15 protein-coding genes and 6 tRNA genes are annotated in these 17,248 nt (G+C 31.8%); 16 read left to right on the top strand and 5 right to left on the bottom strand.

Going from position 1 to position 17,248, the window contains the following annotated elements; translation table 11 throughout:
- Positions 1-3 precede the first annotated feature (3 nt).
- The 5 genes from Q5I67_RS07540 to Q5I67_RS07560 are packed head-to-tail and all read right to left on the bottom strand — an operon-like array spanning position 4 to position 7,622.
- On the bottom strand, positions 4-561 hold the full coding sequence (locus Q5I67_RS07540) for an RNA polymerase sigma factor (RefSeq protein ID WP_296897346.1): 558 nt from the start codon (positions 559-561) through the stop codon (positions 4-6).
- 27 nt (positions 562-588) lie between these two features.
- Positions 589-3,282 carry an NHLP bacteriocin export ABC transporter permease/ATPase subunit gene (locus Q5I67_RS07545; RefSeq protein WP_302486911.1) on the bottom strand — a complete coding sequence of 898 codons (2,694 nt, stop codon included), beginning with the start codon at positions 3,280-3,282 and terminating at the stop codon, positions 589-591.
- A complete protein-coding gene (locus Q5I67_RS07550) occupies positions 3,272-5,494 on the bottom strand; it encodes an NHLP family bacteriocin export ABC transporter peptidase/permease/ATPase subunit (RefSeq protein ID WP_296922953.1) in 2,223 nt (740 codons plus the stop codon). Before Q5I67_RS07550 ends, Q5I67_RS07545 begins: the two co-directional genes overlap by 11 nt.
- A 5-nt stretch (positions 5,495-5,499) precedes the next feature.
- Entirely contained in the window at positions 5,500-6,456 is a 957-nt protein-coding gene (locus tag Q5I67_RS07555) for an NHLP bacteriocin system secretion protein (RefSeq protein WP_302486912.1), read from the bottom strand.
- A 2-nt stretch (positions 6,457-6,458) separates the two neighbouring features.
- Positions 6,459-7,622 (bottom strand): efflux RND transporter periplasmic adaptor subunit, encoded by a 1,164-nt coding sequence (locus tag Q5I67_RS07560; RefSeq protein ID WP_302486913.1) that lies wholly within the window; start codon positions 7,620-7,622, stop codon positions 6,459-6,461.
- A 321-nt stretch (positions 7,623-7,943) separates the two neighbouring features.
- On the opposite strand from Q5I67_RS07560, the gene Q5I67_RS07565 reads away from it, so the two are divergent.
- The 16 genes from Q5I67_RS07565 to Q5I67_RS07640 all read left to right on the top strand — a co-directional run bounded on the left by Q5I67_RS07565 (position 7,944) and on the right by Q5I67_RS07640 (position 17,197).
- Positions 7,944-8,228: a hypothetical protein gene (locus Q5I67_RS07565; RefSeq protein WP_302486914.1), complete on the top strand. Its 285-nt coding sequence runs from the start codon at positions 7,944-7,946 to the stop codon at positions 8,226-8,228.
- Between the two features lie 178 nt (positions 8,229-8,406).
- The gene (locus Q5I67_RS07570; RefSeq protein ID WP_302486915.1) at positions 8,407-8,694 is read left to right on the top strand and encodes a hypothetical protein; all 288 of its coding nucleotides are present in this window, start codon (positions 8,407-8,409) and stop codon (positions 8,692-8,694) included.
- A gap of 95 nt (positions 8,695-8,789) precedes the next feature.
- Positions 8,790-9,308 (top strand): hypothetical protein, encoded by a 519-nt coding sequence (locus Q5I67_RS07575; protein ID WP_302486916.1) that lies wholly within the window; start codon positions 8,790-8,792, stop codon positions 9,306-9,308.
- A gap of 11 nt (positions 9,309-9,319) precedes the next feature.
- The gene (locus tag Q5I67_RS07580) at positions 9,320-9,604 is read left to right on the top strand and encodes a hypothetical protein (protein ID WP_302486917.1); all 285 of its coding nucleotides are present in this window, start codon (positions 9,320-9,322) and stop codon (positions 9,602-9,604) included.
- 32 nt (positions 9,605-9,636) lie between these two features.
- Positions 9,637-9,843, top strand: a complete 207-nt coding sequence (locus tag Q5I67_RS07585) for a hypothetical protein (RefSeq protein ID WP_302486918.1) — start codon at positions 9,637-9,639, stop codon at positions 9,841-9,843.
- 85 nt (positions 9,844-9,928) lie between these two features.
- Positions 9,929-10,537 (top strand): aminoacyl-tRNA hydrolase, encoded by a 609-nt coding sequence (gene pth / locus Q5I67_RS07590; RefSeq protein WP_008540127.1) that lies wholly within the window; start codon positions 9,929-9,931, stop codon positions 10,535-10,537.
- Positions 10,530-11,768, top strand: coding sequence for a radical SAM protein (locus Q5I67_RS07595; RefSeq protein WP_193526298.1), 1,239 nt, complete (start codon positions 10,530-10,532; stop codon positions 11,766-11,768). Before pth ends, Q5I67_RS07595 begins: the two co-directional genes overlap by 8 nt.
- A 3-nt stretch (positions 11,769-11,771) precedes the next feature.
- Positions 11,772-12,665, top strand: coding sequence for a phenylacetate--CoA ligase family protein (locus Q5I67_RS07600; protein ID WP_302486919.1), 894 nt, complete (start codon positions 11,772-11,774; stop codon positions 12,663-12,665).
- 35 nt (positions 12,666-12,700) lie between these two features.
- Entirely contained in the window at positions 12,701-13,834 is a 1,134-nt protein-coding gene (locus tag Q5I67_RS07605) for an exonuclease SbcCD subunit D (RefSeq protein WP_302486920.1), read from the top strand.
- Entirely contained in the window at positions 13,834-16,578 is a 2,745-nt protein-coding gene (locus tag Q5I67_RS07610; RefSeq protein ID WP_302486921.1) for an SMC family ATPase, read from the top strand. The genes Q5I67_RS07605 and Q5I67_RS07610 overlap by 1 nt, the downstream gene beginning before the upstream one ends.
- A 125-nt stretch (positions 16,579-16,703) precedes the next feature.
- Positions 16,704-16,779, top strand: a tRNA-Lys gene (locus Q5I67_RS07615).
- Between the two features lie 7 nt (positions 16,780-16,786).
- Positions 16,787-16,861 (top strand) — tRNA-Glu (locus Q5I67_RS07620).
- Positions 16,862-16,868: 7 nt separating this feature from the next.
- Positions 16,869-16,944 (top strand) — tRNA-Val (locus Q5I67_RS07625).
- 4 nt (positions 16,945-16,948) lie between these two features.
- Positions 16,949-17,025, top strand: a tRNA-Asp gene (locus Q5I67_RS07630).
- Positions 17,026-17,034: 9 nt separating this feature from the next.
- Positions 17,035-17,110, top strand: a tRNA-Phe gene (locus tag Q5I67_RS07635).
- 11 nt (positions 17,111-17,121) lie between these two features.
- Positions 17,122-17,197, top strand: a tRNA-Val gene (locus tag Q5I67_RS07640).
- Positions 17,198-17,248 lie beyond the last annotated feature (51 nt).

The raw sequence follows: 17,248 nt of genomic DNA on the forward strand, positions 1-17,248 counted from the left end.
CAACTAAGCTTCATTCATAAATTTTTTTAAGCTTCCAATAGCACGAAAAAGTATTATCCCTACATTAGCAGGAGAAATATCCATAATATCGGCTATTTCTTTATTAGATAAATCAGACCAATATTTTAACTCTAAAATATATCTATCTCTTTCTTTTAAATTTTCCATAGCTTTTAATAATTCTTGTTTTCTTTCGTTTATTAATAATTTGGCTTCAGGCTCTTCATGATACGGTATAGCTGGATCAAAAAAATCTTCCCATGTATTTTCTTTACGATTTTGTATTTTTCTTAAATAATCGGTAGATTGATTAATAGATATTCGGAAAAGCCATGTAGAGAATGAGCCTCGTTGACCATTATATTTTGATAAATTATTAAACACTTTAATAAAAACTTCACTTATGACATCATCTGTACTTGTCGTGTCTTTTAAACGTGCAAATAAAAAATTATAAACACGAGGAAAATAGTAATCATATAATTCATTAAAAGCTTCTATATCGTCTACAGCCTTAATAGCTAAATCATTATAATAATTATTATCCATTGTTAATTGCATATATTATAAAATTATCTCCTTTTCAAATTAAACAAGTTGACGTTTTACTAATTTAGCGAAAATACCATTTTGTGCTACTAATTTTTCAAAATCTCCTTCTTCTGCTATAGTGCCATTATCCAAAACAAGAATACGATCTGCATTGCGAATTGTTGAAAGACGATGTGCCACGATAATACGTGTAGCACGCAATTTATTTAAACTCTCTGTAACAATTGCTTGTGTACGATTATCTAAAGCACTCGTTGCTTCATCAAAAATAATAATAGATGGACGTGCCGCTAAAGCACGAGCAATCAATAAACGTTGACGTTGTCCTCCTGAAATATTACTACTGCCTTCACTAATGACAGTTTGCATTCCCATAGGCATTTCACGAATATCATCTGCTATACCTGCAGCTTCTGCTGCTGCCCAAGCTTCTTTTTGAGTTAAAGATGATGTTCCTACTATATTTGTAAAAATATCACCTGTCATTAACTGCCCATTTTGTAAAACAACACCCATTTGACTGCGTACAGAAGGAAGACTTAATTCTGCTAAATCTTGCCCATCATAATATATCGCTCCCAATTTAGGCTTTTCAAAACCTAACAGTAAACGAATTAAAGTTGATTTTCCACAACCAGATTTACCAACTATAGCTAATGTTTCTCCTGCTGAAACTCGAAAACTAATATCATTTAAAATATTAGGTCCCTCTTCATTATAAGCAAATGATAAATGATTTACCTCTATTGCTCCTGATAAAATTTCTGCATCCACTTTGTCATCAGTACTCTCAGGTTCTTCATTAAGTATAGGACGCAAATTCTCTATATGTGGTTGAATACTAAAAAAAGTACCCACAAGAGGAATAGCTGCATTTAATGTTCCATTAAAACTAGCATAAGCAGCTGAAAAAGCTATAAACTCTGCATAACTTATACCTAAGGTTGCCGTTCCATCACTATTTGTCGTTTGCATGCCATATATCGTAATATAATATAACAACATTGTAAGAATAAACGGCTGTATCGCACTGATAATCATGTTGTAATTATTTTGCCAACGTAATTTTAAATTCCATTTCCATTCTTCACCAAAAACCTTGCTCCAAAGGTAAAAAGCTTGTTCTTCAGCTCCTTGAACACGAAACTTAGATAAACCTGTAAATATCTGTTGAACTATACTAGCAGTTTTATTATTAGCAGATACTAAATTACGTTGAAAATTAATTACTCGACGATAAATAAATGCACTTATAAAACAATAAATCACCCAAACACATAAAGCAGCTGCTGTTAATTTCAGGCTATAATAACACATTAAAAATAGACTCCAAAAAGAGAATATAAAATTAAAGACAGTACTTACAAATTCTCCGCTGACTACAGATTTTATAGAATCTATTCCCTGCATACGTTGAGCTAATTCTCCACTAGAATACTTACGAAAAAATGTCGATGGTAATGATAATAATCTATTCCACAAAGCCGCTTCTGTTGCCATATCAATATGAGTAGTTATTCTTAAAACAGCTACTGAACGCACTATACTAATAGCCGCCATTGAAAAGCTCGTTACCATCATCACTTGAGTTACTGTCGCCAATCCTTGTCTATCTTGAATTGGTAATATATCCTGAAAAATAGTTTCTGTAATAATAGGTGTAACTAGTGGTATAATGCCAGCTATAAAACTGCTAAAAATTATCGTCCTATAATCAACTTTCCAACATTGATTAAACATAAATTTCATCAAATCTATAACTTTTAATTTACGTGAAGGAAATCCCGCATAACATGCAAAACCATCTTTATCCAATAATTGATTTGTTTCGTCATTCAATAAAATTCCATCCGGATGACTTTTAGTAAAAATATAATATTTTCCTAATTTCATAGGAATAATCGCTGCTAATTCTTTATCTTCACCATAATATCCTAAAAATACACCACTATCTTTTTTATACCAATCATCAACAAAATTAACCAATCGCATCTGCATATTTCCTTTTTGCATCAAGCGACGAATTATTTGCAATTGGTCAAGCTTACGAACAATATCTGGTGATAAATGAATATTTTTTGTAGACATGGATAATGCTATTGCCAATTTATGCACAATAAAATTGGCTTCCTCCAAAGTATCTGTTTGCGATACTTCTGTATATGTTAATTTATTTGTACCTAATAAATTGTCTATGGCTTCATCGATTAATTGTCGTTTATACTGCTGTTGAATTTCTAATCTATTAGATAATTTCTTTTCTTCTGCTTGAAATTTTGTACCTAATAACATAGAAAATATTTGTTCATTTTCTAAAAAATTATCTAATAAACTTTGCTTATCTGTGCATGAATTTAATACAGTGCCTCTTAGCCAATGTATTAAGACATCATCACCTCTGTCAGCTAATAAACGAAGCCATGGTAATTCCACAAGTTTTCTAAACCAAATTTGCATTAAAGGCAAAAGTTTCTCTGTTTTTGCTTCATCAAATTTAATAATATCTAATTTGGAATCTTCTACTGCATATATTAAAACATCCATCTGTTCAAACTCATCAAATGAAGGAAATGCAGCTTGCTGAGGTAATAAATCTAAAAGATAGGTTTGTCGATATGAAATTTCAGTATTTTTACGCGTAACAGCATAAATTTCACATGAACCTTCTACTAGCTGAACAAATACATTCTCATCTTTTAATAAATATCTCTGCCCTGCATTAAGTTTCATTATTAATACCTCCTTCATTATCTCGTTCTTTTATGAGTCGTTTATAGGCTCCATCATGTTGCATCATTTCTTTATGTGTTCCACGTTCAACAACATTTCCATGTGATAAAACAATTATTTCATCACAATCACGAATTGTTGATAATCTATGAGCTACAATTAAACACGCACAACCACGTTGACGAATATTTTTTAATACAATCTGTTCTGTAACAGGATCAAGTGCACTAGTTGCTTCATCTAAGATTAATAATGAAGGATTTTTTACTAAAGCTCTAGCAATTTCTAAACGCTGACGCTGTCCTCCACTAAAATTAAATCCACCTTCAGCAACCATATAATCATATCCACCCTCTAATTTGATAATATCATCATGAATACATGCATCTTTAGCCGCTTGTATAACATCACTTCTACGAATAGAGTTATCAAATAAAGTAATATTTTCATATATTGTTCCTGTTAATTGAAATATGTCCTGGTCAACAGAAGATAATGAATTAGTAATTACATTACGTGGAATGTCTCTTCTTTTCATATTGTCAAACAATACTTCTCCGGACCATTCTTCATAGAGACCTGTTACTATTTTTGCTATTGTCGATTTACCACTTCCTGAAGCACCTATTACAGCTACCCAATGACCTGGTTTTAAATGCAAAGAAAAATCATTTAATAACGCAGGCTCTAGAGGGCTATAGCCAAAAGAAATATTTTTTAAAGTAAGTTCTCCGGAAAGTCGCTTTTTAGCAAAATCTAAGTTATTTTCTTTAGGATAATTCAAATCATCTATTTTATATCGACGAACATCATCTAATCTTTGCATTTGCATTTCTGTCGTTTGCAAAGTATTACCTAATGCAATGATACGATTAAATGGTTCTTGAAAACTACTCATTAGTGATTGAAATGCTGTAAACATACCAGCAGTCATCAATCCATCCATGATAGAAAAACCACCTATTGTCATAATCAATGCTGTATTTATTCCAGATAATAATGTAGGCAATAATGATATTGTCATTGACCATAATTGTGCTTCTTGTGTTCCTGCTAAAACTTTTGTTTTATACCCAGCCCATTTAGCAAAAAAATCTTGTTCATTTCCATTAGCTTTTATGGTTTCTATCATCATCAAACCATTCATAGCTGTTCCATATTCTTTACCAGCATCTTGCTGAATTCTCATAGATAAATCTGTTAAATGACGTCTCATAACTAAAAACATTATAAGATTTACCATGCTAAAAGCGATACCTATAATGGTTAATGAAATACTATATTGTAATAATAACAATAAGTAAAATAATGCAATAAATAAATCAAGAACTACAGTAGCCGCTGAACTAGATAAGACACTAGCTATAGATTCATTAAAAGAAATACGAGAAGCAATTTCTGCTGCATATCGTTGTTGGAAAAATTGCATAGGTAATTTTAATACATGCCAAAAAAAGCTACTTGAATCAGCTAGAGTAATTTTGCGTTGCCAATAAGTCAAAACTAGTGCTCTAAGCCAAGACATAATACCTTCAATCAAGAAAGCTCCCGTCATCGCTAAACAAAGATTAAACATCCAGTCTGGATGTTTTTGCGTTAAAATATCATCTATAAAAATCTGTTGAAATACAGGTGAAGCTAATCCTGGAATAATCATAAATAAACCCAGTATCAATACAAAAATAGTCGCCCATTTATCCTGTATTAATTTTTCAGAAATAGCCTTAAAAACATTATAACGATGTCCAGCTTTTTGAAAATCTTCATTTGGTATAATTTGTAATGATACACCTGTATATGATGTAATAAATTCTTCCCATGGAATAGTTCTTCTTCCCATTGCTGGATCATTAATGTATGCAATATTATTTTTTATTCCTTCTAAAACTACAAAATGATTAAACTCCCAATGAATAATCAACGGAAAAGTTTTTTCTAATAATAAATCAGCAGACCAACGATAGCCTCTTGCATCACATTTATGTTTACGAGCTGCCTTTAAAATAGAGCTAGCTTTACTACCATTACGATCTACACCACATTCTTGTCTCATTTGTTCTAATGGAATCCATAACCCATAATAAGCTAATATCATAGCAAGCGAAGCAGCTCCACATTCAGTTGCTTCCATTTGTAATATTGTAGGAACTTTAACACGTTTATTTTTTAAATGTCTTTTTTTTAAATTCCATTGAAAAAGTTTTTTTATCATTTAGCTCACCTACTTCTTAACCATTGACTAAATTTATAAAAGACTTTTTCTATTGGTGGTACACGATCAATAATAATTGAGCCTGTACAAAAACTTCCTGCTGTAATAGGTTTATGCTTACCTACAAAAGAAGTCCATAAATAACCTGATTCAGAATTTTCATCTTTTACCAAATCAAATTTCACTTCCATAACAGCACCTTGTTCATTATTTAAAATATATTGTACTAATTGTTCGTTACCTAATACTTTATTCATTGCCGTTGTTGAAATAGGATATTGTGATACTGAACGAACTACACCTAATAACCAACCAGATTGAGATGTATCTACTCCATTTGGAGATAATTGTATAGACATCCCTGGTTCAACTCGTTTGCCCTGTTCTACTGGAATATATAGTACACCTGTCAATTCATCTCTATTTTGTGTACGACGAATTGAACAAATAGGTGTACCTACATTAATTATGCTGCCTGTTTCTACCATAATTTCGTCAACAATACCATCATAATCACTATAAATATATTCATTAACTAATTCTTGAGTTTTTTTTGCATCATGCTCAGAAGCTCTACTCATAGCATCACGATCACTTTGAGAAAGAGCTATATTATATTGAGACATACGTGTATCTGCGTCTTGTACTGGCTGTTCCATACGAGCAATAAGATCACCTTTTTTTATTTTACTTCCTGAATGTACATAAATTTGTTTAATTTTTCCATCAGAAATATGTGAAACATTTACAACACCAGCAGAATCCATAATCATACCTCTTCCATCTACTTTAACAGTAAATGCTCCAAATATAGACCACAAAACTACTGAAAATAACAATATACCAATAGCTATTAATGCCATCCAATTTATAGGAGTAGTTATCGGTAATAGGGTATCTAATTTTTCTGGAGAACGAAGCTTATTTAAAGCTTCACGACTAAAAATTTTATTAATATCCATCATTATTCCTCATTATCCATAGTAATATCTACTTTTATACCATCTTTTAAGCCATTCGTATCAGAAGTAATAACTATATCTCCTTCAGATAACCCACTTATTATTTCAATATATTTTCCATCATTAACTCCAGTGACCACTTCACGACGTTGAATTGTATTATCTGCATTTAAAACAAATACACTATTTTGTTCCTGACTCAACATAGCTGTAAGAGGAATTGTTAAACACGTAAAATCTTGTTTTACTTGCAATTTTACATTTCGATAACTTTGTGGTTCTAATATATGCACAGTATTATTTATTTCAAATAAAATTTTTCTCATAGCAGCTGGTTCATTTAAACTAGGTGTAATATCTATAATATGTGCAATAAATGTTTGTTGATTTCCTAAATTTCCTACTGCATAATCAGTATCGTATGATTTTTGTAAATCATTCTCCTGAAAAATAAGTTCTATTTGATCATTAATAGAAAATCTACTAATATCCGCATCATTAATTGTTTGACTAAAATAAAGTTTACTAAAATCACCAACTAAAGCAATTGGTGTTCCCATTGTCACATAAGAACCAGGCTGACGATATAATAACAATACTTCACCATCAATAGGAGCAAGAATATTTTGTCTTGATTGCTGAATTAATAATTGTTCTTTTTGCATTTGTAAATTTTCTACGTTAGCTATAGCAGCATTATATGCAGCTTCAACTTCATCTAACTTTTCTGCTGAGGTAGCATTCATACTCATTAACTGATTATAACGTTCATATGTATTTTTAGCTCTCTTTAACTCAACATTTGCTTTTGAAATATCACTATCTGCTTGACTAATTTTTAAAGGAATTTCTTCATTCACTAAACTAAACATTAAATCTCCAGCTTGGACTGTACTATTACGTTTTACATAAGCATTGGTAATTGTACCATCAATAAGTGCTACAGCATCTGCCATTTTGTCTGAATATAATTTTATTGTATCCATATTTAATACAGGTTGTATATTTCTTGTTGTAGCTACATGTCCTTTCAACGCAATATGTCTATTATCCATTCTATTAGCTATAATATTTTCACCACGAGAATTAAGATATGCACCATAAAAAATAATACTAATAGCTAATAATAATACAATAGCTAACCCAATATAAAAATATTTTTTCATAAAAAATTTACCTCGTATACTATATTTTTAGATAATACTTATTAACTTTATAAATACATATTATACCATAAAAATGAATGTATCCTGTTTATAAACTTATTTTATAATATATGATTTAATCTCATAAAGATATTAAAATATTTATAACAAACTCAATATAATTTTTATAAATATTTCTTAAATTATTATATCTATACAATATTTATCTTAAGTAACTATAAAAAATTTTTAATAAATTTTGTAATAAATCTATTTTTATTACGTATAAACAGTAGAAAATATTTTAATTTATAAACCAAATTTATGAGAGGATTGATAAAAATGACTGATACAAAAAATATGATGACTGATCAAGAGCTTGATATGATTACTGGTGGCAATGGCACAGCTTTTATTCTTCCAGGTAAAACCGATGGAACTTATACTGTTATTCAATGTAAAGCTACCGGCGATATTGATAAAATGAAACAATTATTACAAGGTGGCTCTGTTGATAGTATAGAATTTACTGGTAGTTATTCTAAAATGACTGTTTCTGGAAGTAAATTAGATGATTATATTAGTAGATTACAAAGTCGTGATATTGACATTATTAAAGCTTATTAAAAAGTCTCTATAGTTAATAATCATAATACTAAAAAGAGAAATTTATTATGACTAATAATATATCTGTGTAAAATGTAAATAAAAAATAAAAATTTTCATTAAATATGTAATAAATTCCAAACTCATACGTATAAAAGATATAAAGATTAATAAATTAAACTTAACGGAGGATATCAATATGTTAGATGAAAAAAATTTATTATCAGATGAAATGTTAGATTCTATTGTTGGTGGTTTTAATGTTTATTGCACTATGGCTGTTGCCGAACCTGGTACACCACGAGCTGGTCAAGCATATGTAAAGATGGAAGTATCTCCTGATGACAAAGCTGCTGGTTGCCATGTACCATCTCAATTTGGTCAAGATAAATGGGATTTATTCATGCAAAAATATGGTTCACAAGTAACTTTAATTGATAAAAAAACTGGTAAACCTTTCACTCCTGACTGGAATTACAAAGGTTAAAAAAATTTTTATTTAATCTGTAATAAATTCTAAACTCATACGTATAAAAGATATAGAAAGTGATAATCTAAAATACTAGAAAGAAGGTTTCATTTATGAATACAGAAAATATGGTATGGAACGTTAATTTTGAAACTCAAGAACAAGCTGATAAATTTAATTCATTTAATAAAATTTTATCTGAAGATACTTCTACTTTAGAAGCCTTAGACAATGCTTCATCTTTAGAAGAATTCTTCAGTGCATGTAAAAAATATGTCAATTGTACATTTGAAGAATTTCATAAACTTTACAATCGTCTTTCAGACCAAATGTCTAATATTTATGAAGAAACATTCGGTCCTAGAGAACTAAATGATGATGAATTAGATATTGTCGTTGGCGGCAGTTGGAAAAGTTTTTGGAAAAAAGTAGGTAAAATTGCCTTAGGAGTAGCAGTTTGCGTTGGTGCAGTAGCCGCTTGTGTTGTTACAGGTGGTCTTGCTGGAGCTGCTATCGGTGCTGTTGGTGCCGCTATTACTGGTGCTGCCATTGGTACAGCTGCTGCAACTGGTGCCGTTAGCGGTGCTATTGGAGGCGTTGCTTTAGGTGTTTCAGCAGCTATAAAAAAATAGGAGATGATATTATGAACAATGAATTACTTTTAAACGCACTAAAAACTGCTTATAACAAAGAAAATATACGATTAAAACTTAATTCTGCTAAAGATTATAATGAATTAGCACTTATTCTTCAGCAAGAAAATATAATTCAATGTACTGCTAAAGATTTATCAAATTTAATGTCTAATATGAAAAATAATGAATTAAATGACTATCAATTAGATAATATAGTTGGTGGTGTTGCTGGTATTGATGATTTTATTAATTGGTTAATGAAGAAAACTAAAAAATTTGTACAAAGTTTATAAAAAATATTTTTAATGAAAACAGGTGTTTAATAGTGGATATTGAAAAAATGCTTCAAGATATAGATTTTTCCCAACATAGTAAAGTGAAAGAAAGTTTGCGACAAAGATTATTAATAAATAGAAAATATAATTTAAACATATTAGATAACGATGAATTAAATATGGATGAATTAGATAATGTCGTAGCAGCTGTAAAAACACCTTTATACAACAAAGAAAACAATATAAATCATAAATAAACAAGCACTAGAAAAACTCTAGTGCTTTTATTTTTATTTTTATGCTAAAATATTAATTACTATATATTATTTTGGAGGTAATTTAATGAAAATAATTGTAGGTCTTGGCAATCCTGGTAATGAATATGCCAAAACCCGCCATAATGTCGGTTTTATGCTCGTTGATGCACTAGCTGAGCATCTTAATATAAATCTTTGGAAAGATAAATTCAATGCTCAAATTGCGGAAGGTCGCATTGGCACTGAAAAAATTTTACTAGTTAAACCGCAAACTTATATGAATAATAGCGGTGAAGCCGTTGGCCCTTTGATGCGTTGGTATAAAGTAACTCCAGAAGATATCATTGTAGCTCATGATGATATGGATATCCCTGCTGGCACTATTCGCATTCGCAAAAAAGGTAGTTCTGGCGGCCACAATGGTATAAAATCTTTAATCGCTCATTTAGGCAGTGAAAATTTCCCACGTGTACGACTTGGTGTTGGTAGACCTCTTCCTGGTTGGAGTGTAGTAAATCATGTTCTTGCTCCATTTCCTCAAGAAGATAAAACAGCTGTAGATGAAGCGATCAAATATCTTATCCCTGCTGTAGAATGTATCGTTAATGATTCTGTCGATATGGCTATGAATAAATACAATCCTAAAAAAGCAAAAAAAAATAAAGTAAAACAGGAGGATAAAAATAATGGCTGATATTCGTGCATTATATGCTGATGAAGATGGTAATATCCTAGATGCCCCAAAAGGTTTCCAAGCTCTAGCTAGAACTGGAACAGATATCATCGAACTTTCCCCAGATGATTTAATTCCACTTCCAGAATCTGCTGATTTAATGTTTTTACCAGATCGTTTACCACTTGCCAAATACGGTGATGAAATCATGCCTATCATGGGCAATGCCGTAGCTGCCATCTTGCCTGCTGGTTATACTCGTTTATATATGCCAGCTTTCAAAAAAGAAGATGACGCTCAAATGCTTCCACTATATGGCTATACTGCTGTCGTTGTCTACAAAGATGAACTTTATGTAGCAGCTATGTACACTGATGAAAATGATAAATGGGACCCTGCGCATTACAATACTCGCAATTTGCATAAATTAGTTAAACGCGTTCAAAAAGATTTACCAGATAATCGCCTTGTTGAACATTTAGGTAATTGTTCTTTGACATGGCATTGTTGCACAGCTCAAAATCTATTTTATCGCCGTTGGGAAGCTGGTATTCCATCTTCTCCAGTTTGCAATGCTAATTGTTTTGGCTGTATCTCTCTTCAACCTGCTGAATGTTGTCCATCTCCACAAAGTCGCATAAAATTCCGTCCTACACCAAAAGAAATTGCTCAAATCGGTATCTATCATTTAGAAACTGCACCGGACGCCATCATCAGTTTTGGTCAAGGCTGTGAAGGTGAACCTTCCCTTGCTGTAGACAATATCGTGCCTGCCATTGAAAAAATCCGCAAAAAAACAGACAAAGGTCAAATCAATATAAATACTAATGCCGGCTATACAGAAGGTATCAAACGCATTGTTGATGCTGGTCTTGATAGTATGCGTGTAAGTATTATCAGTGCCATTCCTGAAAATTACAAAGCTTATTATCGCGGTAGTTATGAACTTGATAATGTAAAAGAGTCCATTCGTTATGCTCATGAACATGGCGTGCATATTTCTTTAAATATGCTTTATTTTCCTGGTTTCAATGATAGTGAAAGTGAATTTAAAGCCTGGAAAGAATTTTTACAGGAAAATCCTGTAAATATGATTCAAATCCGCAATTTAAATATCGATCCTGATGCTTTTGCCGAAATCATGCCACCATTTACTAAAGCTATCGGTACTAAAGAATTTATTCGCCAACTACACGAAGAATTCCCTGATATCGTCATTGGTAATTTTAGTCATTATCAAAAAGGAGAATAAATCATGGTCATCAATCCTAAAGTAGAAATGATGCCAACTGAAGAAAAAATTGAACTCATTTTACAACGCTTTCGCAAAAATCTTCGTTGGGCATTAGAAAAATCCTCTTTCTACAAAAAGAAATATAGCGGTCTTGATATTCATGCTGAAGATATCAAAACTTTATCTGATATAAGAAAACTTCCTGTGACTACTAGAGATGAACTGGCTAATGCTTCTGCATTCGATTTATTAACAGGCCCACTTAGTCAGACTTTACGTTTCAACCGAACAATCAGCGGTTTATATCGCGGTTTTACAGCAGACGATATTGCACGCAATATCGATATCGCTATCAGACCTTTGGCTAGTAATGATATCAATAAAACATCAACTTTGATTATCTGTGGTAATTATAGCTCTCAATATTTATTAGATTTACATTATGCAGCTGAAGCATTAGGTGCTACTGTACTTCCTTGTAATAGCGTAGATGCTGCTATTGATGTTATCGGCATTTTCAATGCTACTTCTTTAATCATCAGTGCTAAAAATTTAAAAGCTATAATTGAGCGAAATGTCGATCATTTACCGCCAAAAATCATTGTTTTAATTGATAATTTTCAAGACACAACACTTGATGAAATAGAACATCATTTCCATCACCCATTAGCCAAGATCTATATGTCTAAGTATTTTGGCTTTGCAGGTATTATCTTTACTTGTGAACATAATCATGTTCATGTACAAGATGATTATCTCTATCCAGAAGTTGTTGATAATAAATTAGTCATTACTCCTTTAACATTTGAAGCAATGCCTATTATTCGCTTCCAAACTAAACTCACAGCTTCTATTGATTATAAACATACTTGTGAATGTGGTCGTACTTTTGCCACTATACAATTAGAAAAATAAATCTTAATATATTTAATTTAGGAAAGGGATACTTTATGAAAATCATGCACTTATCCGACCTTCATCTCGGTAAAAATCTCAATGGTTTTTCTCTATATGAAGACCAAAGGCATATCCATAAACAAATACTTCAAATAGCAAAAGAAGAATCTATTGATGCTGTTATGATTGCTGGCGATGTATTTGATAAATCCGTTCCTACCAATCAAGCTATACAATTATTTGACGAATTTTTAACATCTTGGGCAGAGTTACATCTGCCCGTTTTTATTATCAGCGGTAATCATGATAGTGCCCAACGTGTAGCTTTTGGAGCGAATTTATTTAAAGACAATAATATTTTTATCTCACCAATCTATGATGGCAAAATCTCTCATATCACTTTAAAAGATGAACATGGCAATATCAATTTTTATCTTTTGCCATTTATCAAACCAGCTATTGTGAGAAGTTATTTTCCTGAGGAAGAAATCACCTCTTACAATCAAGCAGTAAAAATAGCTCTAAAGCAAATATCTTTAAATCCAGATGAACGCAATATTTTAATCGCTCATCAATTCGTAACAGGTGCTTACACTTGCGACTCTGAAGAAATTATCGTCGGCGGTATAGATAATATCGATGCTCAATTATTTCAAGATTTTGATTATGTAGCACTTGGTCATTTGCATACACCGCAAAATGTTTTAACTGAAAAAATTCGTTATTGTGGAACTTTATTAAAATATTCTTTTTCCGAAGCTAATCAAGAAAAAACTGTTACTATCCTTGATTTTCCACAGAAAAACAAATTGACCATTTATGAAAAAAAACTTTCATTTCTTCATGATATGCGTAAATTAAAAGGTTCTTATGCAGAATTAACGCTAAAAAGCAATTATGAGAAAACGCATACAGATGATTATTTAGCCATAACACTCACTGATGAAGAAGATATCCCTGATGCCATCAATCGTCTGCGTTCTATCTATCCTAATATCATGCAACTGACCTATGATAACCTTCGCACTAAAACAGTCCAAAATATCGAAACTACAGATATTGCCAATTTAAAAACGCCATTAAATCTCTTTGAAGAATTATATTACAAACAAAATAATCAAAATTTAAATGATAAGCAAATAGATATTTTACAAGAATTAATTCAAGATATCTGGGAGGGAAAATAATGCGTCCTTTAAAATTAACTATATCAGCTTTTGGGGCCTATGCTGATAAATGTGAATTGGATATGAGTCTATTAGGCAATAAAGGTATTTATCTAATCAGTGGCAATACAGGGGCAGGTAAAACCACAATTTTTGATGCTATTACTTTTGCCCTCTATGGTCATACTAGTGGTGGTATCCGTGAGAATGAAATGCTTCGCAGTAAATATGCCGATAAAAACACACCTACATTTGTAGAAATGACTTTTTTATACAACAATGAGTCATACACTATTCGCCGTAATCCTGAATATCTTCGCCCTGCAAAAAAAGGAAATGGCTTCGTCAAAGAAAAAGCTCAAGCAGAATTTTATCCACCCAATCAACAGCCAATAACAGGCATAAAAGAAGTGAACTCTGCCATAAATGAATTAATCGGTCTTGATGTAAATCAATTCACACAAATAGCCATGATTGCTCAAGGAGAGTTTTTAAAATTAATCCATGCTTCGACGAAAGAACGCAGTGATATTTTCCGCAAAATCTTCAATACTAAACCCTATCAACAATTGCAAGAAAAATTAAAAGAACGCTTCAATGCCCTCAAAAAAGATTTTCTCTTGATTAATAACAGTATTAAACAATATATAGAAACAATCATACTTCCTGAAAATACGAATTATGACTTTAATCCATTGATGCCTAAAGATTGTCTTTTAAATCTAGAACAAATCATTAATCAAGATAAAAATGATTTAAAACAATTAGAAAAAAATTTTACTCTTTTAGAACAAAATATCAAAGAAAATGAAAAAATTATAAATACTGCTATTAATCAACAGCAGATACAGCAAAAAATCAATGAATATCAATCAGAATTAACGGCTAAAACAAAAATGCTCCCTAGCATTCAAGAAAAATTATCCCTAGTACAAAAAGATTTTGAAACAAAATCCACTTCACTAAATATAAATATTGCCAAATTAACAGAAGAATTGCCTAAATATCAATATATATCTAAACAACAAAATCTTTTACAAACAGCAAAAAAAGCATTGCAAAGCAAACAGCAACAAATGGCAAATGATGAAGCTGCTTTAGCGAAATTAACACAAACTATAAATGATATACAAACAGATTTAAAAACTCTAACAGATGTAAATGTACAGATTGAACAAACAAATTCTGCACAAAAAGAAAATAATCAACAACTACAAAATTTAACAAAACTCTCCACACTGCTTGAAGCATATAAACAAACGTCTTTAAAACACAAAGAATATAAGACAAAATGGCAACAACAACAAGCAAAACTTGCTGAATTAGAACAAATTTATACTCAACAAAATCACTTGTTTTTGGCAGAACAAGCAGGTATTTTAGCCAAAGATTTAAAACCATACACACCTTGCCCTGTTTGCGGTTCTACAAATCACCCACAATTAGCCAAAATATCTACGTTGGCACCAACTCAAGCAGAGCTTGAACAATTAAAAAATAAACGTGATATTCTCGCTCAAAAATTGAATGAAATTACCCAATTAGCCAGCGAATTAAATGGTAAATTGCATAATCTCTTTACAGAAATAAAAGCACAAGCAGAAAATATTTTAGGTAAATTCACTCAAAAAACTATCTTTCATGATGTGGAAATAAAACAATGTGAACTTCTAAACGAAAAAAATCAGCTTGATAAACGATTAATCCAGCTAAATAAATTAAGCCAAAAACAAATAAACTTAAATGCACAATTAGAAAAAAATCTATTATTGCAAAAAAATTTAGAGCAAAAACTTCTAACATTAAATACTTCTATCGTCAAAGAAAATACAGATATTGAAATCTTAACGACTGAAATCAATACCTTAACTAAAGCTCTTTTATTCACTGATGAAAATGAAGCTAGAAAGCAACTTCAAAAATATAAACAAACACAAAATTATTTACAACAAAATCTCGCTACTGCTCAAACTGAATTTGATAAATTAAATCAAGCACTTGTAGAAATCAAAGCAAAAATCACCTCATTACAAACGCAACTAACACCTCAAAATTATGATTTAAACGAATTAGAAAAAATTCAACAAGAATATTTAGCAACAAAAGAAAATTTAATGTCTCAAATGCAAAAACTGCATACTAGAATTACTACTAATCACCAAATTCAGCAAAAATTAATGAAAAAAATCGAACTATTAGATACTAAGCATTCTCTTTATAGCAATATACAAGCACTCTACACTACGGCTACAGGTTCAGTTGCAGGCAAAGAACGCATTATGCTTGAAACTTATGTACAAATGCACTATTTCGATCGAATTTTAATTCGAGCTAATACTCGCTTGATGATGATGACACAAGGTCAATATGAATTAATACGCTCTAAATCAAGTGAACAACTTCGCTCACAAACTGGTTTAGAATTAGATGTAATCGACCACTACAACGGTACGACTCGCAGTGTAAAAACTCTATCTGGTGGCGAGTCCTTCAAAGCTTCCTTATCTTTAGCTCTCGGTTTATCCGATGAAATTCAATCTTTTGCCGGTGGCATTCATTTAGATACTATGTTTATTGATGAAGGCTTTGGCTCTTTAGATAGTGAATCACTTGCTCAAGCAATCAAAGTTCTTTCTCAATTATCTCAAGGAAATAAATTAATTGGTATCATCTCTCATGTAGATGAATTAAAAGAAAAAATTGATAAACAAATTCAAATCACCAAAAATCATGAAAAAGGTAGCACGGCTAAAATCCTTATTTAACAAGGGTTTTAGCCCTTTTTTTATACTTTATAAAAAAAACTTTAATTTTTTTCAAAAAAAGTGTTGACATTTGTTTCAAAGTTCTATATAATAATCTACGTTGTCAAGCGACAACAACGCAATACGGTTCACTAGCTCAGTTGGCAGAGCACCTGACTTTTAATCAGGGTGTCCCGAGTTCGAATCTCGGGTGAGCCACCATTACAATGGCGCGTTGGTCAAGTGGTTAAGACACCGCCCTTTCACGGCGGCTTCATGGGTTCGAATCCCATACGCGTCACCAATCTCTTGGGCGGTTAGCTCAGCTGGGAGAGCGCTTGCCTTACAAGCAAGATGTCAGCAGTTCGATCCTGTTATCGCCCACCACTACGGCCCGGTAGTTTAGTTGGTTAGAATGCCGCCCTGTCACGGCGGAGGTCAGGGGTTCAAGTCCCCTTCGGGTCGCCATTTTTATTTGCCTCGGTAGCTCAGTCGGTAGAGCAGGGGACTGAAAATCCCCGTGTCAGTGGTTCGATTCCGCTCTGAGGCACCATTTTTTTATTTGGGCGGTTAGCTCAGCTGGGAGAGCGCTTGCCTTACAAGCAAGATGTCAGCAGTTCGATCCTGTTACCGCCCACCATAATGAAATATCTACACTACCCTCTCTCATTAAAGGGTAGTTTTTTTATAC

It is taken from the genome of uncultured Megamonas sp., assembly GCF_958438645.1.
Classification (GTDB): Bacteria; Bacillota; Negativicutes; order Selenomonadales; family Selenomonadaceae; genus Megamonas.